The organism is Microbacterium foliorum, from assembly GCF_006385575.1.
In the GTDB taxonomy this organism is placed as follows: Bacteria; Actinomycetota; Actinomycetes; order Actinomycetales; family Microbacteriaceae; genus Microbacterium; species Microbacterium foliorum_B.
In genome coordinates this window covers 1,339,605-1,363,232 of record NZ_CP041040.1, presented here as the reverse complement: position 1 = coordinate 1,363,232, position 23,628 = coordinate 1,339,605, and the positions used below count along the sequence as shown (strand labels likewise).

General features: G+C 68.9%; 21 protein-coding genes. 9 read left to right on the top strand and 12 right to left on the bottom strand.

The window, feature by feature from the left end; genetic code table 11:
- The first annotated feature begins 2 nt into the window (after positions 1–2).
- Positions 3–605, top strand: a complete 603-nt coding sequence (locus FIV50_RS06475) for a PadR family transcriptional regulator (protein ID WP_140036721.1) — start codon at positions 3–5, stop codon at positions 603–605.
- Positions 606–668: 63 nt separating this feature from the next.
- Positions 669–2,006 carry a hypothetical protein gene (locus FIV50_RS06470; RefSeq protein ID WP_140036720.1) on the top strand — a complete coding sequence of 446 codons (1,338 nt, stop codon included), beginning with the start codon at positions 669–671 and terminating at the stop codon, positions 2,004–2,006.
- Between the two features lie 65 nt (positions 2,007–2,071).
- Here the strand turns inward: FIV50_RS06470 and hpf are convergent, their stop codons facing one another.
- The 5 genes from hpf to mtrA form a co-directional block, all read right to left on the bottom strand.
- The gene (gene hpf, locus FIV50_RS06465; RefSeq protein WP_140036719.1) at positions 2,072–2,728 is read right to left on the bottom strand and encodes a ribosome hibernation-promoting factor, HPF/YfiA family; all 657 of its coding nucleotides are present in this window, start codon (positions 2,726–2,728) and stop codon (positions 2,072–2,074) included.
- A gap of 94 nt (positions 2,729–2,822) precedes the next feature.
- On the bottom strand, positions 2,823–3,515 hold the full coding sequence (locus tag FIV50_RS06460) for a ComF family protein (protein WP_140036718.1): 693 nt from the start codon (positions 3,513–3,515) through the stop codon (positions 2,823–2,825).
- Between the two features lie 108 nt (positions 3,516–3,623).
- Positions 3,624–5,351 (bottom strand): LpqB family beta-propeller domain-containing protein, encoded by a 1,728-nt coding sequence (locus tag FIV50_RS06455; protein ID WP_140036717.1) that lies wholly within the window; start codon positions 5,349–5,351, stop codon positions 3,624–3,626.
- Entirely contained in the window at positions 5,348–7,024 is a 1,677-nt protein-coding gene (gene mtrB, locus FIV50_RS06450; protein ID WP_140036716.1) for an MtrAB system histidine kinase MtrB, read from the bottom strand. Before mtrB ends, FIV50_RS06455 begins: the two co-directional genes overlap by 4 nt.
- 7 nt (positions 7,025–7,031) lie before the next feature.
- A complete protein-coding gene (mtrA, locus tag FIV50_RS06445; RefSeq protein WP_056376242.1) occupies positions 7,032–7,712 on the bottom strand; it encodes an MtrAB system response regulator MtrA in 681 nt (226 codons plus the stop codon).
- A gap of 95 nt (positions 7,713–7,807) precedes the next feature.
- Between mtrA and FIV50_RS06440 the strand changes: the two genes are divergently transcribed.
- The 5 genes from FIV50_RS06440 (at position 7,808) to FIV50_RS06420 (ending at position 13,460) form a co-directional block, all read left to right on the top strand.
- Positions 7,808–9,301, top strand: coding sequence for a hypothetical protein (locus tag FIV50_RS06440; RefSeq protein WP_140036715.1), 1,494 nt, complete (start codon positions 7,808–7,810; stop codon positions 9,299–9,301).
- Entirely contained in the window at positions 9,298–9,939 is a 642-nt protein-coding gene (locus tag FIV50_RS06435) for a DUF4129 domain-containing protein (protein ID WP_140036714.1), read from the top strand. The genes FIV50_RS06440 and FIV50_RS06435 overlap by 4 nt, the downstream gene beginning before the upstream one ends.
- On the top strand, positions 9,936–11,129 hold the full coding sequence (locus FIV50_RS06430) for a DUF4350 domain-containing protein (RefSeq protein ID WP_140036713.1): 1,194 nt from the start codon (positions 9,936–9,938) through the stop codon (positions 11,127–11,129). Before FIV50_RS06435 ends, FIV50_RS06430 begins: the two co-directional genes overlap by 4 nt.
- Before the next feature lie 99 nt (positions 11,130–11,228).
- A complete protein-coding gene (locus FIV50_RS06425) occupies positions 11,229–12,152 on the top strand; it encodes an AAA family ATPase (protein WP_042542171.1) in 924 nt (307 codons plus the stop codon).
- A complete protein-coding gene (locus FIV50_RS06420; protein ID WP_140036712.1) occupies positions 12,153–13,460 on the top strand; it encodes a DUF58 domain-containing protein in 1,308 nt (435 codons plus the stop codon).
- A gap of 12 nt (positions 13,461–13,472) precedes the next feature.
- On the opposite strand, the gene FIV50_RS06415 is transcribed toward FIV50_RS06420, so the two are convergent.
- Positions 13,473–14,465, bottom strand: coding sequence for a stage II sporulation protein M (locus FIV50_RS06415; RefSeq protein WP_140038666.1), 993 nt, complete (start codon positions 14,463–14,465; stop codon positions 13,473–13,475).
- A 16-nt stretch (positions 14,466–14,481) separates the two neighbouring features.
- Between FIV50_RS06415 and FIV50_RS06410 the strand changes: the two genes are divergently transcribed.
- A complete protein-coding gene (locus tag FIV50_RS06410) occupies positions 14,482–15,291 on the top strand; it encodes an RDD family protein (protein WP_140036711.1) in 810 nt (269 codons plus the stop codon).
- 36 nt (positions 15,292–15,327) lie between these two features.
- On the opposite strand, the gene FIV50_RS06405 is transcribed toward FIV50_RS06410, so the two are convergent.
- From FIV50_RS06405 to FIV50_RS06390, 4 genes are all read right to left on the bottom strand, one after another.
- Positions 15,328–16,542: an ABC transporter permease gene (locus FIV50_RS06405; protein ID WP_140036710.1), complete on the bottom strand. Its 1,215-nt coding sequence runs from the start codon at positions 16,540–16,542 to the stop codon at positions 15,328–15,330.
- Positions 16,539–17,369: an ABC transporter ATP-binding protein gene (locus FIV50_RS06400; RefSeq protein ID WP_258184453.1), complete on the bottom strand. Its 831-nt coding sequence runs from the start codon at positions 17,367–17,369 to the stop codon at positions 16,539–16,541. Before FIV50_RS06400 ends, FIV50_RS06405 begins: the two co-directional genes overlap by 4 nt.
- Positions 17,345–18,304: an efflux RND transporter periplasmic adaptor subunit gene (locus tag FIV50_RS06395; RefSeq protein WP_258184452.1), complete on the bottom strand. Its 960-nt coding sequence runs from the start codon at positions 18,302–18,304 to the stop codon at positions 17,345–17,347. The genes FIV50_RS06400 and FIV50_RS06395 overlap by 25 nt, the downstream gene beginning before the upstream one ends.
- Before the next feature lie 76 nt (positions 18,305–18,380).
- On the bottom strand, positions 18,381–18,587 hold the full coding sequence (locus FIV50_RS06390; RefSeq protein WP_056376237.1) for a DUF3499 family protein: 207 nt from the start codon (positions 18,585–18,587) through the stop codon (positions 18,381–18,383).
- An 81-nt stretch (positions 18,588–18,668) separates the two neighbouring features.
- Here FIV50_RS06390 and FIV50_RS06385 point away from each other — a divergent pair, with 81 nt between their 5' ends.
- Complete coding sequence (locus FIV50_RS06385; protein WP_258184451.1) at positions 18,669–19,094, top strand: metallopeptidase family protein; 426 nt, start codon at positions 18,669–18,671, stop codon at positions 19,092–19,094.
- A 30-nt stretch (positions 19,095–19,124) separates the two neighbouring features.
- On the opposite strand, the gene FIV50_RS06380 is transcribed toward FIV50_RS06385, so the two are convergent.
- Together FIV50_RS06380 and FIV50_RS06375 are read right to left on the bottom strand one after the other, a co-directional pair.
- Positions 19,125–20,507, bottom strand: coding sequence for a DUF5719 family protein (locus FIV50_RS06380; RefSeq protein WP_219846269.1), 1,383 nt, complete (start codon positions 20,505–20,507; stop codon positions 19,125–19,127).
- The gene (locus tag FIV50_RS06375) at positions 20,507–23,620 is read right to left on the bottom strand and encodes a glycosyltransferase (RefSeq protein ID WP_140036707.1); all 3,114 of its coding nucleotides are present in this window, start codon (positions 23,618–23,620) and stop codon (positions 20,507–20,509) included. The genes FIV50_RS06380 and FIV50_RS06375 overlap by 1 nt, the downstream gene beginning before the upstream one ends.
- Positions 23,621–23,628 lie beyond the last annotated feature (8 nt).

Genomic DNA, 23,628 nt, shown 5'->3' with positions numbered 1-23,628 from the left:
ATATGTCGGTCAGACAGAGTCTGCTCGCGATCCTCGCGCAGGGCCCCTGCTACGGCTATCAGCTGCGCCACGAGTTCGACCGACGCACCGGTTCGGTCTGGCCGCTCAACGTCGGTCAGATCTACAACACGCTCGAGCGCCTCGAGCGCGACGGACTCGTCGAGCGTGGAGTGGCCGATCTGCACGGGCATGTGTACTGGGAGATCACCGATGCCGGGGCGTTCGAGGTCGACCGTTGGCTGGATTCCCCCGTTGCACGGAGCCGAGCCACGCGCGACGAGCTCGCGATCAAGCTGGCCGTCGCGGCGACTCTTCCGGGCGCGGACGCGACCCGCGTGATCGCGACCCAGCGTGCGGCGTCCGAAGCGCATCTCGGGGATCTCACCACGGCGCGCGAGTCGCGCGAGGACGACAGTCCCCAAGGCCTCGCATGGTCTCTCGTGGTCGACTCGATGATCTTCACCGCGGAGGCCGAGCTCCGCTGGCTCGACCACGTGCAGACGCGTCTCGCGCAGCATCCCCAGCACACGCTCGCTCTGGAGCTGACGTCCGAGCGGCCGAAGCGCGGCCGGCCGGCGAGGGCGGAGGCCGGGGCGCTGGTCTGAGCGGAGTTCGCCTGGAGCGTATGCACAGCCAGGGTTGCCGCCCGGGAAACTAGGATCAGTCCTATGGCTGGAATATGGGGCAGACGCAAGCGCGAGCAGGAACAACTGGCCGCACAGGACGCCGACCTGGCTCGCCGCGCAGAGCAGGCACTCGTGTCTGCGGACGAGCGCATCAGGAGCACCTCCGACGAACTGGCGTTCGCGGAGGCCGAGCTCGGCGAGCAGCTGACTCGTGACCTGAAGAAGGCGCTGAGCGCCGTGCGCACTCACCTGCGCGAGGCATTTCAGCTCCACCAGCTCAACCACGATGAGATCCCCGACACTCCTGAGGAGCTCCGCACCCGCAATGCGCGGATCATGCAGCTGTGCGATTGGGCGCAGGATCTGCTCGACGAGAAGACATCGGACCTCGCGACATCGATCTCGAAGGTGCGCCGAGCACCGGAGGTCATCGCCCAGGTGCGAGCGGATGCCGAGACGCTGAGCGCGCGGATCCCGCACACGAACGAGACCGTCGCCCGTCTCTCCTCTCGCTACTCGGACTCGGCGATGCACCAGATCACCGCCAGCGCTGCGGAGGCCGAGCAGCTGATCGCCTTCGCCACTCATGGCGCCGCCGTCTCGGAGCGGCGTCGGGCCGCCAAGCAGAACGAGGAGGCGAATCTCGCCCTCGAGACCGCCACCGAGGCGACGCGCCGCGCATCCGCTCTGCTCGATGCCGTGGAGGATTTCGAGATCGAGGCGCTGCGCGCGGAATCGACCCTCGCGGAGGTCGTCGCGGACTCCCGCAACGACCTCATCGCTGCGCGGACCGCGCCGCAGGTACCGGCCGTCGCTGCCGCCGTCTCCGCCCTGCAGGACGCTCTCAGCGCACTGTCGCCCGCCGGCACCCCGGGAGACCCCTTCGCGGAGCTGTCGCAGCTGCGCGAAGCGAACACCGCGCTCGACGACGCGATCGCCACCGCCCGCCACCGTGAAGCGCACCCGCTGCCCAGCATCCAGCAGGTGCAGCACGCGATCGATGACGCGGACCGTCAGCTCGGCGTCGCCCGTGGACTCATCGCAGGGCACCGCGGCTGGATCGGCGCGGATGCCCGCACTCGCCTCGCAGAGGCCGAGAGGCTGCGCGTCGACCTCTCGGATCTGCTCCCGGCGGAGGAGACCCGCGACGAGGCGTTGGTCAGCGCTCGACGCGTTGCGCACCTCGCGTCGGAAGCCCTGCAACTCGCTCAGCGTGACATCGATTCGTCCCGACCGCAGGACCAGGGCTGGGGCGGCGGCGACGGCTGGGGTGGCGGCGGCTGGAGCGGTGGCGGCCGACGCGGCGGGGGCAGCGACGTCGCCTCCGGGATTCTGGGCGGTCTCGTCATCGGAAGCATCCTCGACGGGATCTTCGACTGACCCGCACGATCAGGACACGACGACGGCCCGGCTCCTTCTGGAACCGGGCCGTCGTCATATCAGCCTCAGGAGGCGAGCGCCTCAGTGGGCGGAGCCTGCGTCTCGAGCGCGATCACGCCGTAGTCCCAGCCCTTGCGTCGGTAGACGACGCTCGGGTGATCGGTGCGCACGTCGACGAACAGGAAGAAGTCGTGCCCGACCAGCTCCATCCGGTCGACGGCCTCTTCGACGGTCATCCATTCCGCTCCGAAGTTCTTGGTGCGGATGACCACCGGCGAGTAGACCTCGTCGTCGTCGTTCTGGATCGGCACAGCGCCCGTCGCGACCGCGCGAAGGACCTCCACGGATGCCGGCTGGACGTCGATGCCCTCGAGCGCACCGCTCTCCTTCTCGAAGTGCGCCCCACGCGGATGCTGGCGCCCGTCGACTCGCTTCTCCTTGGCCCGGCGAAGCTGCTCGGCCATCTTGTCGACGGCCATGTCGAGTGCGACGAACTTGTCTCCGTCCGTGGCCTCGGCGCGGACGACAGGACCCTTGCTGACGAGCGTCAGCTCGACGGTCTCATCCGGTACATGACCGTTGCGGTACACCCGGTGGGTGACCTTGACATCCAGCCGTTGCGCACGCGACGCGAACGTCTGGATCTTGGCGATCTTCTCCTCGACAACGGTGCGGAATCGGTCGGTGATACCCACCCCGACGCCAACGATGCTCGTTTCCATTGCTGCCTCCTTGTCCCGGTCCTCCCGGCCAAGGGCGGACCGTGGTCGCCTTGTGACCCCCAACGGTAGTCCGCCTGACCTCGGATGTCACGGGTCATTTGCTGCGTGTCTCCGATGCGTTCGCATTCCGTTCGCCGAGACGGGGTGTCGCGGCGAGCGCGACCGCCGACACGACCCGGACCCCGGCCTCTCTCAGCGTGCGAGCCGCTTCGTCGAAAGTCGCTCCCGAGGTCACGACGTCGTCGACCAGCACGACTGCCCCACCCCCGGGCTTCGGTCGCCATCGCATGCTCCCGCGCACGTTCTGCGCCCTGCTCGCCGAGTCGAGTCCGCGCTGATCCGTGCGACGGCCCTGCGACGCGAGCAGGCGATCGGGCACCGAACCGGCTCGGCGGATCAGCAACTCGGGCACGCGGTAGCCCCGTCGTCGGAACGCAGCCCGCGTCGTCGGTATCGGCACCAGGCGCACCGGATCATCGATCGCGGCCTGTTCTTCGTCGACTCCGCCGAGCACCTCGCTCAACGCGGCTCCGAGCGGGCGCGCGAGCATCGTCTCGCCGTCATCCTTGAGCCTGCGGATGCACCGGGCTGCGATCGACTCGAACGGCATGGCGGCGCGCACGAGCAGACCAGCCGGCGTGCGTCGCACGAGGGGTGCGGCTCGGATGCTCTGCCGACACACGTCGCACAGCAGCGTCTCTGGCCGGTCGCAACCTGCACAGGTCGCTGCGAGCAGGAGAGCGAGCACCTCGACGCCGATGGCGCGGGTGTGAAGATGCGACAGCATCCGTCGATCATGTCGCGCGGACCCTGCACTTCGATCACGATCCGACACGGAGCGCGCGCCCTGGGGGGACTCGGCTTTCACCGGCCCGCCGTGCAGAGGCAGTCAAGCTCAGTGACCTGCTCTGGTGGCGAGAAGCGAGACTCCGGTGATCGACTCGCTCCATGCCGACCCGGTTCGCGCGAACACGGCGCCGTCCGCGGCCAGAACCCGCAGACCGGTGGCGGCTCGCGAGCCCGCTATGGACACTGCATCCGTCGGAGCGACTTCGGCCCCTCCCGGTCCTCCGACGACCTGCGTGACGACCATCCGGTCGGCGGAGTCGGTCAGGAGGCCCAGGCGGTCGGCTCCCAGCCAGACGAGACCCACTGCGCTGCCGTCGAGCTGCGCCAGTGGCTCGGTCGGTCCGAGTTCGGTGGGCACTCCCGTCTCATCGCGGACCACCGAGGAGACGACGATCCAGCGCTCTCCTCCGACCACGACGACGGCAGCCACCCTGGCGCCGTCGGCCGACACTCGGATCGCGGAGACCGCCGATGCGTCGGGCCACGCATTCGCGATCGCCTGCGGGGCGACGTCGCTGCCGATCGCCTGCAGAGAGGCAGGCGCATTCGACGGCACCGACCAGGTGTAGTCGTAGGGGTCCATCGACGGCCGCACCAGCGACGGGCGCGCATCGAGCTCATCGAAACCGCCGTCGCCGGCGAGCCACACATGCCCGTCGATCAGCTGCACGGCCGCGTGCGAGCTGTCGGCCGACACATCGATCGCCGTGACGGGCTGACCCGCGTTGAGGATCTGATCCGTGACACCGGGGATCGGGGTGATCTCACCACCGACCAGCATCCCGAACGTCCCGTCCTTCACGACGAGGCTGCCCGCATCCGCCGTATCGGTGACGACCTCGACGACACCGGCCTCCAGCGCCCGACCATCGACCGTAAAGCGCACCTGATCGATCTGCACCCCCGCAGCAACGAGGGTTGCCTGAAGCTGTGTACGCATGCGCGCGAGGGTCGTCGGTTCCAGACTCAGCGCCGCGCGGTTCAGCGCGACTTCGGCGATCTGATCCTGGTCGATCGGCACGGAGTCGCGCGCGAGCTGCACCTCCTGCGGGAACGCGCTCTGCACCGCCGGGTCGAGCCACGGACTCGGCGCACCGCCGATCAGCGACTGCGCGATGGTCGTGGCCACCGTGACGCGTCTGGGGAACCAGCGCACATCGGGGACGAGCCGCTCCCACGTCTGGTCGAAGTACTGCAACGCGTAGTCGTCGTAGACACGCGAGAACCTCGACTCATCGATCACGACGCCGTCCGGAGCCTCGGCGATCCGCCACTGGCCCTTCGTGCGCACGACCACGAAGGCCGAGTTCGACGCCCCGAACGCCTCGGAGTAAGCTCCCGTCGCGTCGACGCTCGCGACCTGGTCGAACGCGACCCGCACGTCCGCTGTATCGCCGTCATCGGCCTCGTCATCGGCCTCGTCATCGTCGAGATTCGAGGTGAAGGAGCGCGTCGCTGCGCTCACGTCGATGGACACTCCCGTGTTCGGACGCCAGGTCGAGGCGAGTTCGGGGGTGAGGAACCTCCGAGCGCTGTCCCAGTTGTCAGCGGGAGTGATCGCGGCCTCCATGAAGCCCTCGACGATCTCCTCAGGGCCCGCACCGTCTACAGGGTCCGAAGCCAGAGGGAGGAAGTCCTGCCCCTCCGGAGGCGCGCCGAGCGGGATCCCCCGCTGCACGTCTCCCGTCATCGGGAGACCCGTGCATGCGCACAGAAGAAGCGCAGCGGCCGCGATCGCGAGCCCGCGCAGCGTGCGCCGAGTCGTGGACGTCATTCGATGCTCCCTCGATCGAAGAGCTCCGCCGGCACGTCGGCGAGCTGGATCGGCTGCGTGGCGTCATCGATGTCGGCGAGGGTCTCCTGCGGCTCTAGCGGGACGGGCGAGGGGCCCTCCGTCGCGTCGCCCCTGCGAGGGAGCGTCAGGACGAAGTTCGTGCCTACCCCGAGCTCGGACCAGACGTCGAGTGAGCCGCCGTGCAGAGTCGCGTCGCCGAGCGCGATCGACAGCCCGAGCCCCGTGCCCCCGAGAGTGCGTTGGCGAGACGGGTCCGCGCGCCAGAATCTGTCGAACACCCTCTCCGCATCGGCCGGATCCATGCCGAGACCGAAGTCGCGGACGCCGGCGGCCACAGCATGCTGATTGCTGTCGACGGTGACCACGATCGGCCTGCCCTCGCCGTGCTCGATCGCATTGCCGATCAGGTTGCGCAGTACCCGTCGCACTCTGCGCGGATCCATGTCCACGGGCGAGTACCCGCCTGGAGCCACGAGTCTCAGCTGGCTGCCCCGGTCGTCGGCGAGAGGCTGCATCTGCTCGATGATGTCCTCGGCGAGGTGCGCGAGACTCGTCGCCTCGAGTTCGAGCTGCACGGAACCGGCGTCGTAGCGGCTGATCTCGAGCAGATCCGACAGCAGCGTCTCGAACCGCTGCACCTGCGTGTGCAGGAGCTCGGTGGTGCGTGCGGTCGTCGGGTCGAACTCGCCCCGCTGATCGTTCAGCATGTCAGCCGCGAGACGGATCGTGGTGAGTGGCGTCCGCAGCTCATGCGACACGTCCGAGACGAAGCGCTGCTGTACGAGCGACAACTCACCCAGTTCCTTGATCTGAGATTCGATGCTGTCGGCCATGGCGTTGAAGGAGCGGCCGAGCGTGGCTATCTCGTCTTCACCGTGCACGTCGATGCGCACCCCGAGGTCGCCGGACGCCAGACGCGCGCTGGTCTCCGCAGCCTCGACGATGGGTGTCGACACCGTGCGGAGAACGATGAAGGAGATCGCCGCGACGATCGCGACCAGGCCGATGCCGGCGACCCAGAGGGTGCGCTGCACGAAGACCAGAGTGTTGTCGGCGTCAGCGAGATCATAGGCGAAGTAGATCTCGAACGGACCGGCCTCGGGCACCCGCAGCTGCTGTCCGACGATGATTCCCGGCACCTCTCGACCGCCGACCTCGAGCGGCACGGACTGCCACGACTGCCAGTCGTCGAACTCGACAACCCTGTTTCTGAGGCCGGAGCTGATCAGATTGTCGCTGAGCCCTGCGGTGAAACCGTTGAGCGCGACGTCCGGGTCGACGTCCATGCGGAATCCGGCGAGACCCTCAGCTGTCGAGTTGCGCCCCAGGTCCTCCTGCACGCTGTCCCACAGTTCGGGCAGGGCTGCCGGGTCGTCGCCGAGCGCCGTGGCGTCGAGAGTCGCCTGCGCCTGGTTCACCGAACGTGCTGCATCATCGAGCGCCTCGCTCTTGCGAGACTCGAACAGATCGTTCTGGATCACGAGAGCCATCGTCACGCAGGTAATCAGAATCGCCGTCGACGTGAGCAGAAGTGTGATCGTCAGCGTTCGGAAGCGCAGAGAGCTCCGCCACAGCGCGCGAAGGAAGCTCGGCCAACCACGCCAGTCGCGGATGACAGCGACCGCCGTGGTGGTCGCTGTGGTCGCGGCCATGGTCGGCCTAGCCCGCGCCCCCGGCACGGTAGCCGACGCCCCGCACCGTCATGACGATCTTGGGGTTGTCCGGGTCGAGCTCGACCTTGGCGCGCAGGCGCTGCACATGCACGTTCACCAGCCGAGTGTCAGCCTTGTAGTGGTAGCCCCACACCTGCTCGAGCAGCATCTCACGCGAGAACACCTGCTGCGGCTTCGAGGCGAGAGCGACCAGTAGCTGGAATTCCAGAGGCGTCAGAGCGATCGGAGCGGTGCCACGGCGCACCTCGTGGGCGTCGACGTCTACGGTGAGGTCTCCCACTCGCAGCTGCTCCCCCACGTTCTGCGACGTGGGCCGCAGCCGCGTTCGGATGCGCGCGACGAGCTCCTTCGGATTGAAGGGCTTGACGATGTAGTCGTCGGCTCCGACCTCGAGCCCTCGCACCACATCGGCCGTGTCGCTGCGAGCGGTGAGCATGATGACGGGGACTCCGGATTCGGCGCGGATCCGCGAGCAGATCTCGATGCCGTCCATGCCGGGCAGCATCAGGTCGAGCAGCACGAGGTCCGGGCGCTGTGTGCGCCACTCATCGACCGCCCGCGCACCGTCGGCGCAGAACACCGGTTCGAAGCCCTCGGTGCGCAGCACGATGCCGATCATCTCGGCGAGCGCGGTGTCGTCGTCGACCACAAGAATGCGTGAGGTCATAACTGTTACCTTATGGCACTCAGTACCACGGCCCCCATGTCTACGCGCCGACGGGTCTTGTGACACGATGGGAGCGCACGACGGAGGGAGTGCCGGTGAGCGGCCAGACGTGGACCCCTGCCCCTAAGAAGGGCATCATTCCCCTGCATCCGCTGACTTTCGGGATGCTGCTGAGCAAGTCGTTCGTCGCGCTGCGGCACAATCCCAAAGTCCTCTTCGGCTTCGGCGTCGTGATCCAGTTGGCGGTCGTCGTGCTGAGCGCCACGGTGATGGGCTTCGTGCTCGTCACGACGTTCACTCGGCTCGAGTCGCTCTCGCCGTCCTCTCCGGACTTCGAGGCCGTCTTCGCAGGCACCATCGCGATGAACATCGTCGCCGGCATCGCCGTGGGTCTCGCGTCCGTCGCATTCACCGCCCTGATGCAGGGCGTGGTCGCAGCCGAGATCGGATTCGCCGCGATCGGGGTGAAGGCGAGCCTCAAGACCCTCTGGCGCAAGATGATCCCGTCGTTCTGGCGGCTGGCGGCATTCGCGTCGCTCTCCGTGATCTTCATCTTCGGTGTGATCGTGATCCTGTTCGTCATCATCGCCGGCTTCGTCGCGAGCGGGCTCGGCGGTTCCGCCGAAGCCATCGGCGGCATCGTCATCCTCGTCCTGGTGCTGCTGCTCGCGATCGTCCCCCTCACTGTCTGGCTGACGACCAAGCTGCTCCTCGTGCCGTCGATCCTCGTCCTCGAGCGCGCGAAGTTCCGCGACGCACTCGTTCGCTCGTGGCGCCTCACCCGGGGCCGTTTCTGGATCGCCTGGGGAGTCACCTTCCTGATCGGCGCCATCATGGGTGTCGCGATGCAGCTCGTGAATCTGCCCGTCTCCCTGGTGAGCTCGATGCTCGGGTCGATCATCGCCCCGACCGGCTCTGCCGACACCGCCACGATCATGGGCTTCGTCTTCGCGCTCCTCGCCCCGCAGATCCTGCTGCTCGTGCTGCAGGCCATCACCCTCGTGGTGCAGAGCACCGCCGGCACTCTGGTGTACCTCGACAGCCGCATGCGCTACGAGGGGCTCGACCAGGCACTGATCAGTCACGTCGAGAGACGCGATCTCGGATGGACGGACGAGCAGCTCGGCGATCCGTTCGTCGTCGACCCCGAACGCGCCGTCACGAGCGCCCCGCCGCCGAAGCAGGTTCCGGAGTGGGCCACCATGACGCCCGCCGGCTATGAGATGCAGCAGTCCCCGGGGCAGCCGCCCTACGCCCAGCAGTACCCGGCGCAGCCGTACCAGGGCCAGCCGCCCTACGCGCAGCAGTACCAGGGACAGCCGTACGCAGGGCAGCAGTACCAGGGACAGCCGTACGCAGGGCAGCAGTACCCGGCGCAGCAGCCGTACGCAGGGCAGCAGTACCAGGGGCAGCCGTACCCGGCGCAGCCGCCGTACCCGGGAGCGGTCGCACCGACCCCGCCTCAGTCGCCCGTGGGCGCCTCAGCGCCGCCCCCGTACTCGCCCCCTCCTGCTCCCCCGGCCCCCTCAGCGCCGCCTGCCGATTCGACCTGGGCCGCACCGGGGGCCGACCGTGAAGGATCTGCATGATCCGCTCGCTCGACGACGTGCGGATCCCCGACGGAGATGAAGCGCGGCAGTGGGCCGAGCAGGAGCTCTCCGATCCGCGCTACGCCGATGCGAAGCCCACGTGGTTCGACCTGGTCGCTCGGGACATCGGGCGGTTCCTCGCCGACCTGTTCAGCTCCGACAACGGAGCCAACGTCGGGCCCTCTGCTCTGATCGTCGTGAGCATCATCGTCTTCGGCGCTCTCGTGGCGGCCCTCATCATCTGGGGCCGCCCGCGTCGCGCCCAGGGCGTCCGCCGGCCAGGGACCGGCCTGCTCGGCGCGGACGACGACCGCTCAGCCGCCCAGTTGCGAGCCGATGCCGATCGCTGCGCCCGCGGAGGCGACTGGGACGAGGCGACCATCCTGAGATTCCGCGCGCTCGCCAGAGGACTCCTCGAGCGCGATCTCATCGATCCCTCCCCCGGAGCGACAGCGCAGGCCATCGCGCGAGAGGTCTCGGTCGTGTTCCCTGCAGAGACCGGGCCGGTCCGCCAGGCCGCGGTCTCCTTCGACGACGTCCGTTACCTCCGGCATCCGGCGACCGCTGAGCGCTATGCCGAACTCGCGGCCACCGACGACCGGCTCAGCGCGCTGCGCCCGGAGGCGGTGACCGCGTGAGCGTTCTCGAACAGCGCGATGCCCCGGCGTCGACAGCCGAACGTGCACCTCGTGGCAGGCGATGGCGGTCGGTGCTCGGCTGGGCGATCGTCGTGGCGCTCGTTCTCTGCGGCGTCTTCGTGGCGATCCAGGTCGGTGTGCGCATGCCCGATCAGCGCGGCGCACTCGATCCTGAGAGCGTGGGCGATTCCGGAGCCATGGCGATCGCCCAGATCCTGGAGGACAACGGGGTCGAGGTCTCGGTCTTCCGCTCGCGAGATGAGGCACGAGCTGCTCTCGATGACGACACCACGCTCGTCATGGCCAATCCGTTCACGCTCACAGACGAAGGGATCTCCGAGCTGATCGACCCGGCCGACCGAGTCGTGTTCCTCTCGAGCAGCACGCATCTGCTGAACCTCCTGCGCATCGGCGACAACGCCTCGCCGGACTCGGCCCCGGTGCAGGCACAGTGCGACGCCCCGGAGTTCGCCGAGGTCGGCACCATCCGCCCTGATCGACTGTTCGCACCGGCTGACGGGGTCGAGGGCTGCTTCGGAACCCGCGACGCGGCGGCCGTGCTCGTCGACGAGACCGACGGCACGACGCGTGTGGTCGTCGAGGGCGCGCGTCTCTTCAGCAACGCCTACCTCGCGGACGATGGAAACGCCGCCCTCGCACTCGCTCTGCTCGGTCAGACAGACCGGGTCGTCTGGTACGTGCCCAGCTTCGGCGACACCGACATCGAAGGCGAGACCGAGGACACGCTCGGCTCGCTCACTCCAGGATGGGTGACACCCGCCATCCTGCTGCTGATGATCGCCGGCGTCGCGGCGGCCCTGTGGCGCGGTCAGCGCTTCGGTCCGCTCGTCGCCGAGACTCTTCCGGTGACCGTGCGCGCCTCGGAGACGATGCACGGCCGGGCGCGATTGACCGCCAAGGCAGGTGACGCCGCGCATGCGGCGGAGGCGATCCGCGACGGCAGCAGGCGCCGGCTCGCACGCAGACTCGGACTCGCCGTCACCGCGGGTGCAGAGGAGGTCGCGGATGCCGCAGCCGACCGGCTGCGCATCCCCCGCGGATCTCTGCACGACCTGCTCGGGGGTGCGACGCCCGTCGACGACCCATCGCTGATCGATCTCGCTCGGCGCCTGCAGGAGCTCGAGAGCGCGGTCGACGCCTCCTCCTTCACCGAACGGAGATCCGAGTGATCTGCCGATCCCACCGAACCGCCGTCCATCCATCCGAACGGAAGCCGAGGACACCACGTGACCGCTGAGACATTCGACGACGCCGAACTGCGTCAGGCCATGCACCGTGTGCGCACCGAGGTCGACAAGGCCGTCGTCGGCCAGGCGGGCACAGTGACCGGCCTGCTCGTGTCGCTGCTGGCCCGAGGACACGTGCTTCTCGAGGGCGTGCCCGGCGTGGCGAAGACACTCGTGGTGCGCTCGTTCGCACGTGCGCTGGGCCTGGACACGAAGCGCGTGCAGTTCACCCCCGACCTCATGCCCGGCGACGTCACCGGCTCGCTCGTGTACGACGCCCGGACGGGCGAGTTCGACTTCCGTGCGGGTCCGGTGTTCACGAACATCCTGCTCGCCGACGAGATCAACCGCACGCCCCCGAAGACGCAGGCCGCCCTGCTCGAGGCGATGGAAGAGCGGCAGGTGTCCGCCGACGGGGTCAGCCGACCGCTGCCCGATCCCTTCCTCGTCGCGGCGACCCAGAACCCGATCGAGCACGAGGGCACCTATTCGCTTCCCGAAGCGCAGCTCGACCGCTTCCTGATGAAGCTGGTCGTGGGCATGCCCGAGCGCGACGCCGAGGTGTCGGTGCTCCGCAAGCACGCGTCGGGCTTCTCGCCTCGCGAGCTCACCGGGGTCGAGGCCACCGTCTCAGCCGACGAGATCCGAGCGGCACAGGATGCCGCGGGGCGTGTCGAGGTCACCGATGACGTGCTCGGCTACGTCGTCGATCTCGCCAGGGCGACGCGACAGTCGCCCTCGGTCGAACTCGGCGCGAGTCCTCGCGCCTCGACGGGCCTGCTGGCCGCCGCGAAGGCGTGGGCGTGGCTCAACGCATCGACCGCAGTCACCCCCGATCACGTGCAGACCATGCTCGTGCCGGTCTGGCGCCATCGACTGCAGCTGCGCCCGGACGCGCAGATGGAGGGCGTGTCGGCGGATGCCGTGCTCACGTCCGTCGTGCAGCAGACCAGGGTGCCGATCTAGGTGTTCGTCACCGGCCGTCTCGCGCTTGCCGTCGCCGTCGGCATAGTCCCGCTCGTCCTCGCCGGGCTCGCGGAGTTCCCTCCGTATGCCGCGCTGGGCATCTGGTTGCTGTCGTGCATCCTGCTCGTGGTGCTCGACGTGCTGCTGGCACCGAACCCTCGCTCCGTCGTCGTGACGAGGCGCGTGCCGACCCGCACGCGGATCGGAGAACTGGTTCCGGTGAGCGTCGCGCTGCAGAACCAGGGCGGTCGAACCCTGCACGCGGTGATCCGCGACGCGTGGCAGCCGACGGCCGGAGCGGGCGAGGCGCGTCAGCGCCTCAGCATCCCGCCGGGTGAACGACGCCGCGTCTCGATCCCGCTGCTGCCCCGGCGTCGAGGGGAACTCGCGAGCGAGTTCGTGATGATCCGGTCGCTCGGTCCGCTCGGCCTCGCCGGACGGCAGGCCCGCCACATGGTGCGCGGCACCATCAGGGTGCTCCCCGCCTTCTCGTCGCGCAAGCATCTTCCCTCGCGGCTCGCACGGCTGCGAGAGCTGGACGGCAACACGAGCATCCAGGTGCGCGGCCAGGGAACCGAGTTCGACTCCCTCCGCGAATACGTCCGAGGCGACGACGTGCGGTCCATCGACTGGCGCGCGACCGCGCGGGCGGGGACCACGATGCTGAGGACGTGGCGCCCCGAGCGCGACCGCCACGTCGTGATCATCATCGACACGGGGCGCACCGCGGCCGCCCGTGTCGGCGAAGGCACGAGGGTCGACGCCGCCCTCGAGGCGTCCCTGCTGCTCGCTGCCCTCGCCGCACGAGCGGGTGACCACGTGCATCTGCTCATGTACGACCGCGTCGTGCGTGCGCGCGTCACCGGCGTCGACGGCACTGCGCTGCTCCCCGCGCTGACCGACGCGATGGCTCCGGTGCACGCTCGCCTCGTCGACACCGACTGGCCCGGCGCGTTCGCCGCGGTTCGCACTCTCACCACTCGCCCCGCCCTGATAGTCGTGCTGACGGCGCAGGATGCCGCCGAGTCGGCTCGCGGATTCCTCGGTGCCTTCCCCGACGCGAGCAGGGCGACGTCCATCCTCGTCGGATCCGTCACCGATGACGGGATCGCGGATCTCGCGGTGCAGCGTGGTTCGCGGGAGGAGATCTACCTCGCGGCGGCCGCCGAACGCACCATGCGGGATGCGGAGAACGTGGCCGATGCGGTGCGTCGCGCCGGAGGAGAGGCCATCGCCGCCGACCCTGAGTCTCTGCCTCCGAGAATCGCCGACCGATACCTCGAACTCAAGGCCGCCGGACGGCTGTGAGCCGCTGAGGCCTCAGCCGGCGAGAAGTCTCGGGGTCCCCGCCTCGTACTCGACGAGGTCTCCGGTCTCGCCTCGGCGGTAGGCACGACCGCCGATGACGAGCATGTAGATCAGGAACGCGGCGAGCGCAGCGACACCGATGCCGATCTTGATGGGCCAGGGCAGCGCCCACCCGGTCACGAAACCTTCGATCAGGCCTGAGACGAACAGCGCGAATACGAGTCCTATCGCCACCGTCGCGAGCGAGCGCCCTTCGGTGGCGAGAGACTCGCCTCTCGAACGGTGCCCCGGAGCGACCCACGACCAGAAGAGGTGGAGACCACCCGCCGCGGCGACGAAGATCGATGTCATCTCGAGAAGGCCGTGCGGGAGGATGTAGAGGATCATCACGTCGACCTGATCGTGCGCGGCCATGACGGCGCCGGAGACTCCGAGCCCCATCGCATTCTGCACGAGCACATTGATCGGCCAGAGCCCGGTGATGCCGAACAGAACGCACTGCAGGGCGATCCAGGCGTTGTTCCACCAGACCATGCCCATGAACACCGCTGCGGGGTTCTCGGTGTAGTAGCCGGTGAAGCTCTCGTCAGCGTACTGCTCGAGCAGGTCCGGCGGGCCGAGGGTCGCGAGGAGCGCCGGGTCTGCCGAGATCCACGCGGCGGTGCCGACCACGATCGCGATGAACGACACAGCGACGACGAGCGTCGTCCAGCGCAGCCGGTACAGGGCAGCCGGCAGCTGCCGGGAGAAGAAGCGGCCGGTCTGGGTGAGGATGTTGTCGGATGCGCCCGTGAGACGCAGTCGTGCACGCACGAGGATCGTCGAGAGGTACGCGCCCTGAGGCGATTCACCCACCGAGGTCTTGAGCTCGGCCAGATCAGCGGATGCCGCGCGGTAGCGAACGATCAGCTCATCGACGTCGGCCCCGTCGAGCCGGGCGCGACTCAACTGATCGAGTCGCTCCCACTCGGCGCGGCGCGCATCTGTCAACGCATCGGCATCCACCTGATTTACTGTACTCATGTCTGCCGCGCTCGATGCATCCGACGAGGTTCTCTCCGGCGAAGCCGTCGCGATCGATGTGCAGCCGATCGGCTTCGTCCTGCGAGCCGCGGGGGCGATCATCGACCTCCTGGTCGGCATCGCCGTCTTCCTGCTCACGCTGTTCCTGCGGATCTGGCTGCTCGACATCGGCGTTCTCGACCAGGCGACCGACACGATCGCGTTCATCGCTTCGATCGTGATCAGTTTCGTGGTGCTGCCGATCACGATGGAGGTCGCCCTCAAAGGCCGCAGCCTCGGCAAACTCGCGGTCGGCGGTCGTATCGTTCGCCTCGACGGGGGCGCGACCGGATTCCGCCACGCCTTCATCCGTGCTCTCCTGGGCGTTCTGGAGATCTACATGACGCTGGGCAGCGTCGCCGTGCTCGCCGGAGCGTTCAGCGCCCGATCTCAGCGTCTCGGAGACATGGTCGCCGGCACGTACAGCCAGCGCGTGCGCACGCCGAAGCTGATCCCCAGCGTCCCCGTGCTGCCGCCGATGCTCGCAGGCTGGGCGCAGATCGCCGATGTCGCCCGACTGCCCGACCGCCTCGCTCGTCGCATCTCGCAGTTCCTGCAGAGCGCTCCGCGAATGGTGCCGAGCGCACGAGCGAGGGTGGCGCAGGATCTGCTCTCCGAGGCCTCGCCGTTCGTCTCTCCCTTGCCCCAGGCCGCGCCCGAGGTGGCACTCATCGGAATCACCGTGCTCAGACGAGAGCGGGAGCGCAGGGCGCTGCAGAACGCCGATCGCAGAGCGGAGAAGCTCACCGGTCGTCGAGTCGGCGTCTGAGGGCTCATCCCGTGTCGCACGTCGCCCGCGCTCGAGTCAGAATCGGATGGCGTCGATCACCTTCACGCGCAGTGCGACCAGCGCTGGGATGAAGCCGGCGACGGCGCCCACCAGGATCGACGCCGCGAGACCGACGAAGGCCGCTCGCATCGGGAACGGCGGGATGTCCTGGATGCCGTAGAAGAGCGACGTCACCACCCAATCGGAGCGGAGCACCGCGACCACGATCGCGATGCCGACGAGACCGGCCACCGTGGTCGCCACCAGGCTCTCGAGGAACACCGAGAAGAAGACCCGGCCAGACGTCGCGCCGAACGCGCGACGCACACCGATCTCACGTACCCGCTGCCGCATCGCGACCAGCTGGATGTTGATCAGGCTCAGCGCTCCGAGCGCGAGGATCACGGCCGCGATGCCTCCGGTGACCATCTCGAAGGTCGCCTGCGCATCCAGTGCCCCGGGTTGGGCCGCCCAGTCCGATCGGCTGACCGACACCGTCTGCCCTTCCGGAAGCCCTGCCCGCAGATCCATCGCGAGCACGGGTGCGATCTCATCGACCTGCCCTTGACCCAGCCAGATCTCATACTGCGGCCATGCTCCCTCCGGCAGGGCGTCGACGCGAGCACGGTAGGCGTCGTAGAGGATGTCGACGCGCAGCTCCTCATCACCGAACCCCTGGCGAGGAACGACGCCCACGACCTGGTACGTGCCCCCGGCCGGCCCCGCGAGCGTCAGCGTCGGGTGCTGCGCGATGGGTGTCCGTCCGATGCGGTCCCACAGCGCCTCGGTGATCACGACGGGAGGCGAGAGCGCGTCGGCATCCGCATCGCGCATCCAGCGTCCCTCGAGCAGCTGCTCGCGGTGGATCTCGGAGTAGAGCGGGTCGATCAATCGCGAGTTGACGTCGACGATGCCGTCAGGAAGCTGCACGGGGACGACCATGCCCTGCGCGATCCGCGCGGTGTGGCTGAACTCGAATCGCTCGGCGACCCGGGTGAACCGCTCGTCGAAGGCGTCGAAGTCGACGGGTGCGCCGTCATCGCTGCTGATCGTGACGACCAGCGTCGCCGCCCGACCGCCCCAGCGGTCGGACTGCTCGGCCTGGAACTGGCGCTGATACTCGGAGATCGCGACGACGCCGGTGAGGGCCGCCACCGAGACCGCGATGCCGATCAGGCTGAGCAGCACCCGCAGCTTGTGCACGCGGATCTCCGACCAGGCGTCCGAGAGGGCGCCGAGGATGCCGGTCATGACGCTGCTCCCCTGCGCGAGTACGGCATCGGGGGCATGGCTGCGGGCGCGGATGCCCTCGAGTCCGCACCTACGGCGGAGGGGACGGAGGCGGCGAGGGTGGAGGCTTCGAAGGCGCGGCTGAGATCTGCCAGCTCGAGGACTCCGGCGTCGAGACGGTAGTGCCGTCTGGCACGGGCGGCCACATGGAGGTCGTGCGTGATCGTCACGAGTGCGGCGTCGGTCTCGGTCGCCACCTCGTCGAGCAGAGACATGACCGAGGCACCGGTGTCGATGTCGAGCGCTCCGGTCGGCTCATCCGCGAGGATCAGCACGGGTCTGCGCACGAGGGCTCGCGCTATCGCGACCCGCTGCTGTTCTCCCCCGGAGAGCCGATCGGCGATCTGATCGATCCGGTGACCGAGACCGACTCGCTCGAGCATGTCGGCGGCGATCTGCCTCCTGTTCCAGAACATCCGCCCGCGCGCGTGCCCGAGCGGCATCATCACGTTGTCGAGCGCCGTGCGTCCAGGCAGCAGATTGAACTGCTGGAAGACGAAGCCGACGTTGTCGCCGCGCAGCCTGTCCAGCCGCCCCGAGCGCATCCGCCGCACTTCGCGGTCTTCGAACGACACCGACCCGGTGGTCGGAGCATCGAGCATCCCGAGGATGTTGAGCAGCGTCGACTTGCCCGAACCCGATCTCCCGACGATCGAGACATGGTCGCCGGCACTCACCTCGAGCGTGATGCCCCGCAGGATCTCCAGTTCCGAGTCATCGGCGAGTCGTACGCTTTTCGTCACATCGCTGAGCGCGACGAGCGTCACCAGCTGACCCCGCTGTCGCACTGCTCGACTCCGGGCTCGATCTCGTAGCAGAACTCCTCGACCGGTGCGACGAATCCGGGAACGAACTGTCTGATCGACTCGCCCTCTTCGAGGCCGGAGACCACCTCGACAATGGCCCCGTCGTTGACGCCGAGCTCGACAGGACGCTCCTCGGGTTCGGAACCGTCGCCGGCATCTACCCACACGTTCCCCGTGCCTGCCCCGCCCTGCACCGCCGTGACGGGGACCACCAGCGCGTCATCGACCTGTCCGAGCGCGAGATCCATCGTCGCGGGCAGACCGGCGAAGACGACCTGGTCGCCGGGCACCGCGCATCTGACGCTCGCCGTTCCCTCGGCGCTCACCTGCACTCGCACTCCGGTGCAGGCGAACGGCGCGGGTCCGCCGGTGATGGTCACCGACGCTTCGGACGGCGCGTTCACCAGGCGATACAGCTGCACCGGTTCCACGGTCGCGAGCAGGTGGTAGCGCGCCGGCGTGAGCGTGAAGATCTCGGTTCCCGCAGACGTCGCCTGTCCCTTCACAAGAGAGATCTCCGAGACATCTCCGGCCTCGGACGCGACAACATCCACATCCCTCTTCGGCTCGTCCTGTCTGATCGTGAAGATCTTCTGTCCTGCCGCGACCGTCGCTCCGTCCGGCACGTGCACCGCGATGACCGTGCCGGTGACCTCGGTGCGCACCGGGAAGGCGTCATCGCGGGCGACATTGCCGCTAAGGGTGAGCGCATTCACGACGGATCCTCGCTCGACAGGGATGACCGGGTCTCCGATCGACGCCTCAGGACTGACCATCGCCTCGCTGCTGTCCGGAAAGAACGCGATCTTCACGAGAGCTGCCGCGCATGCTCCGAAGACGAGCACGAGAAGAAGGGGGAAGATCCAGCGTCGCCAGACGATCACAGCTGCCTTTCCGGCGGCGCCGCCCTGGCGCATCCGCGGTCAGCGTAGCCGCATGCGCGGAGGACTCACCGCGCAGGGGCGGCGTGTCTCATCCACCGAAGTGAAGAACTCAGGCGCGAAGCGCCTCATGACGGATCACGAGCCACCCGGCGGGGACGGAGAGCCGATCCGCGTGCTGGGCGCACAGGTCGTGAGCGTTCGGATGCCGCGCCGTGCCCAGCGGCCCGAGCGCCGCCATCTGGTCGCCGTAGTCGTAGGTGAGCGTCGCCACGGCTTCACGCGCGCAGCCGACCTTCGAGCAGAGTCTTCCGTCCATTCACGCCAGGCTACGTCCAGGTTCTCCGGACGAGCGGATGCCGCGCCGCCCCGGTCGGCAGACTCGGCCTAGACTTTCGCTATGCCCCGCCGTCCCCGCACCTCCGACGCACCCCGACGCGGGGCCAGGCACGGACGCCACGGACGCCTCGGACGCAGCGAGGTCGTTCGCCCTCCACTCGCCCCTCTCGACGGACGCATCGACCGATTCGATCTGACCGTCGGCACTGCTGTGGAGTTCCTCCGCGGCACGTGGCCGGAGCTGCAGGAGGTGCGGTTCGAGATCGGCGCCATGCCGGCCTTCGATGCGACGGACGAGGTGCCACGCTGGCATCTCGATCATGAGAAGGCGCGGATCGTGCTCTTCCGGCTTCCGATCGAGCGACTGCTGCCGCCAGGCCACGACGACGGCGCTCACCGGAGGATGGCCATCGAGAGCGCCGTCTTCAGAGCCGCGGCGGAGTACGTCGGCCGCGAACCCTGGGACCTCGGCGGTCACGACCACTGATTCCGGTGATCCGCCCTCACCGACCCGTCGTCACGGATAGACCGTGATGCTCTGCTGCGCCCCCATCGCGGGCCAGACGGGCCACGCGGCGAGCTGACCAGGCCCGTTCATCGTGACTGACGCGTGCACGGGTGCCGACGTCGACATCGAGTAGACGGTGCGCGGCTCCACATCGACCGATGCGGAGGAACCCGCGGGCACGGTGACGTCGATCGGGTCTCCCCCCGCCGCGGTTGCGACCTGCACCACCGCGTCGGCATCCTCGCCGTTGACGAGCACGAGGCGGGGGTTCGGCCCGGAGGGAACAGCCACGTATACGTCATCCTCGAGCTCCGGGGCCGGTGTGACCCAGGCGAAGTCGTCCTGTGGCCCGGCGACGTCCTGCTGTCTCACGCCGGCGAGCACGGGGTTGTCGGACTCGATGCTCATCGTGTAGCTCCCCGGCGCGAGCGCCGACAGTGAGAGCTCCGTCGGCACATCGGCGGTGAGCGGAACCGCGAACTCGTCGACGATCGTCGAAGATCCGACCTCGCTGACCCGCACCACGGCTGCGGAATCGACCTCGGGCGACATCAGACGCAGGACCGCCATGTCGGCGTTGTCGCCCTGGTTCTCGAAGACCTCGATGCCCGGAAGCACCGGCTGACGCTGCGCAGCGGGCACGGCATCCTGCAGATCGATCCCCGCGGGATCGAGCGTTCGGGTGAGGGACGACTGCAGCACTGCGCGCACCGGGGCGCCCGTCGCGGTCACCTTGACGATCGGAAAGTCCGAACCGGCGGCGATCGATGTCAGCGGGAGCGCGATCTGCGATTCCGCGGGGACGATCACGGTGCTCGATGCCCGCACCGACCCGTACACTCCGAGCGCCACCGTGGAAGGCACGACGCCCGGATTCGTGAGAACGACGAGATCTTCTGTCCCGGTGGCGACCGTTCCGCCCACGAGCCACGATTCGATGCTCGCAGGACGACAGGGAGCCGCGGCGAGGCCGGACAGATCCTCCTCTGCCAGGCTGGCGGATTCCGTCGCGCCGAGCAGCGGCGCTTGGCGTGCGTCGACGGTGCCGACGAGGCGCTGAGCGGATCCACCGTCAGCGAGGTCCCTCGCGGGCAGCGGGCTCGACTCCGGTCGGCCCGACGAGCCCTCGACAGTCAGCGCGGGCGATGCCGCCGACACCATCTCCAGAGGGTTGGACGGATCACGTCCGACTGCGCGGAGGTCTCCGTTGCACACGAGCACGGTGTCGCCCGGAATGGGCGTTACCTGTGCCTGAGCAGGCTCGTGGACGACTGTCGGCCAGGCCGCGGTGACGCCGAACACGACGCCGACGACGCACGCCCCCGCCACGACGGCGCCTGTCAGCACGCGAGCGCCGGTGGCCGCCACCCGGAATGCACGGTTACCGGCCATCATCGCTCCCTTTCGTCCTGTTCGAAGCCCCGATCGACCTGATCCGTCGCGCCCGCGGCATGGTCGGGATCATCGACGGCGTCGCCGGGGCCGATCTCAGCATCCTGGTGCGGACCGCTCGATGAGCCGGTCTCCACGGGCGCATCGGTCTTCTGTGCGTCCGCGGATCCATCGCCCGCCTTCCCGTCGGCCGCAGGATCTCCGGCATCCTCCCGTGACGCACGGGGATCCTCACGGTCCTCGGTGCCCTCGGGGCCGTCGCGGTCCTCGGGGTGTCGCGGCAGCACGAGCGGCTCTTCCGGCGCACGTCCCACGATTCGAGACTTGGCGCGGGCCGCTCGTCGCGACGCACGCGTCGGCACCGACAGCAGCAGCGCGGCGAGAACGAGCACGAGCTGGGTCGTGATCACCAGGCGGGCCGTGGCCTGCTGAGCCGAGGACAGTGGCGTGCGCGGAGATGCATCGGCCTCGAGCCTGTAGAGCACACCGCGGTCGGTGGAACCGGCCTGGACGAATCCGGCGCGCTGGTCGAGCGACGTCACGGCCGCTGTGCGCAGAGAGCGGGCGCGATCGGATTCTTCGCCGGAGACCTGAGCGACGAGGACGTAGGAGATCCCCGTCTTGCCCAGCTCATCGGCCGCATCGAAATCCCGTGCCGAGAGCAGGTCGACCGCCAGTGTCGTGAGGTCGGCCCCGCGCAGCTCCGTCGCCGTAGACAGAATCGTCGTCTGAGCGCTCAGCGTCTCGCTTCCACCCCATGCGACCTCGGTCGCGAGACCTCCGTCGTTCTGGGGGGTGAGCACGAGTGTGCCGATCTGACGATCAGCGCCCGCCTGTGCGGCGACGTACGCCGGAAGCGTCGACGCAGGGCCGTCGCGGAGTTCGGAGGAATCCGAGTGGGAGGAATCCGAGTGGAATGCGGCGAGCGCCGGAACCGCGCAGACCGCGATCGAGAGGGCGGCGACCGCTGCGCTGACGACGCGCACCCGTGGCATCGACAGCGCGGTGTCGAGAGTCACGAGAGCGGCTCCCGTGACGCCGATCCAGGCGAGACTGAGACCCGAGCCGGGCCAGATCGCCACAGGCACTCCCTGGGCGAAGGACACTGCGATGCCGACCGCGAGGAAGGCAGTGGCGAGGCCCGAGAGCGCGACGACCAGAAGCGTGATGCCCGCTCGCCAGCGCGGTGCGACCGACGATGCGAGAGCGAGAAGCGCCAGCGGGGCCAGCAGCACGCCGACCCAGGGTGTGAGTTCGACGCCGAGCCACGAGGCCCATCCCGCCATGTCTGCGCTGGGGAACCCCGTGGCCAGAGCGAGTCTGCCGGCCGCATCGGCTGTCGCCTGCGGGCCGTTCCAGACCGAACCGGGATCCGCGAGCACCGCGAGGACGTCTCCGTTGCTGAGCTGCCAGAGCACGAGCGGAGCGAAGAGGGCGACCGCAGGAACGGGCACCCAGAGCAGGCGGACGGCCCCGCGGATCCGTGCCCCCGCGAGAGTGATGCCGAGCGCCACGACCCACAGCAGCAGAAGCGCCGGGGCCAGCGACGGCGCGCACGCCGCCACTGCGGCGAACAGGATGGAGGCGGCTCCCGCCGCACCCCACGAACGGTGAGCCACGGCCGCTGCGTGGAAGAGCCACGGCAGGAGGAGGTGCACCAGCACACCTGCCGGACGGCCGTCGACCAGCGCGGTCAGGAACGTCGGCGCGAGCGCCCACACGATCCCGGCGAAGATGCGCAAGCCCGCGCGATCGGTCACACGCGTGGCGGCGAACCAGCCGCCGAGCACAGCGAGAGGCAGCGCCAGCACCCAGAGCAGCACGAGGGAGAACGAGGGGGCACCCGGCCAGAGCGAGCCGAGCACGGCGAGCACGCCGGCGAACGGATCAGCGGGACCCACGACGTCGACTCCGAGACCTCGCAGCCCCCAAGCGGCGTCGCTCCAGAGCGCTCCGACCGTCTCGCGCAGCGGAAGCAGGGCCCCGCCGCCGAGCACCGGCCACGCGACGATCGTGGTGAAGGTCGCCAGGCTGACCACGAGTGCGCCGAGAACAGCCCAGGCGCCGCCGCCGGAGAAGAATCGGAGTTCACTGGCAGCTCCGCCCTCGCTGCCATGGCCGTCGTCGAGTCGTCGACGCAGATCGGAACTGCTCACCCGCAGCGGCGCGATGCTCGACCAGCTCGATGTGCGGAACGAACGGATGCGCGCACGAGACCGAGCGATCGCACCGAAGCGGAACATCGCCGTGACAGCAGCTGCCCACTCGGGAGCCACCGCCTCCGGCCGCTTGCTGACCAGATCGGTCAGCGATCGCCAGAGCGCGAGCGGGAGCAGGCTCAACCAATGCAGCGGCACGGCGATCGCCGGAGCGTAGGCGAGCCGCCGGTGCAGCTGCGCAAGCCTGGTCACGAACGCGCGCCTGCCTCGAGCGGTCGGCAGCGCCGCCGGCCCATCCGGCGAGACCGACACCCTCGCCGACGGCGCGAGCACCACGCGTCCGCCGCCCAGCCTGGCGCGGACTCCGAGATCGAGCCCCAGGTCCGCACCGGCGAGGGCCGGATCCGGCCGCAGCGCGTCGCGGACCTCGCCGCGGATCAGCATGCCGCGGATGTCTGCGCCCAGCGCGTCGTCGCTGCCGTCGTGCTGCCCCTGATCCAGCTCACCGCCGGCCAGCTCGACGGCACGCCCGAGCGTCGTCATGCTGACCCCGAGGGAGACGATCTCGCGATCGTTGTCCGTCTGCACGAGCTTCGGTGCCACGATCGCCGCAGACGGCGAGCGTTCGAGGGTTCCGACCAGGCGCTCAAGAGCGCGCTCGTGAGGCGCGGTGTCATGTGCGAGCAACCAGACAGCGCTTCCCTCGAGGATGCGGGGTCTGGCCAGTTCGACAGCGTCGGCGAAGGACGTGCTTCCGCGCGCCTGGATGATGCCTTCGACAGAGCTGGCGATGGCCTCGCTCTCGCGAGCCGAGGCCGCATCGCCGCACATCACCAGGGTGATGGCGGCTGGGGGTGCGGTTTGGGAGCGCAACGCATCGAGTGTGCGGAGCAGCTGCGCGCGGGCGGAAGAACCGGGGCGCGCGACGATGATTGCATGAACTCGGGCTGGCATGACCTGGT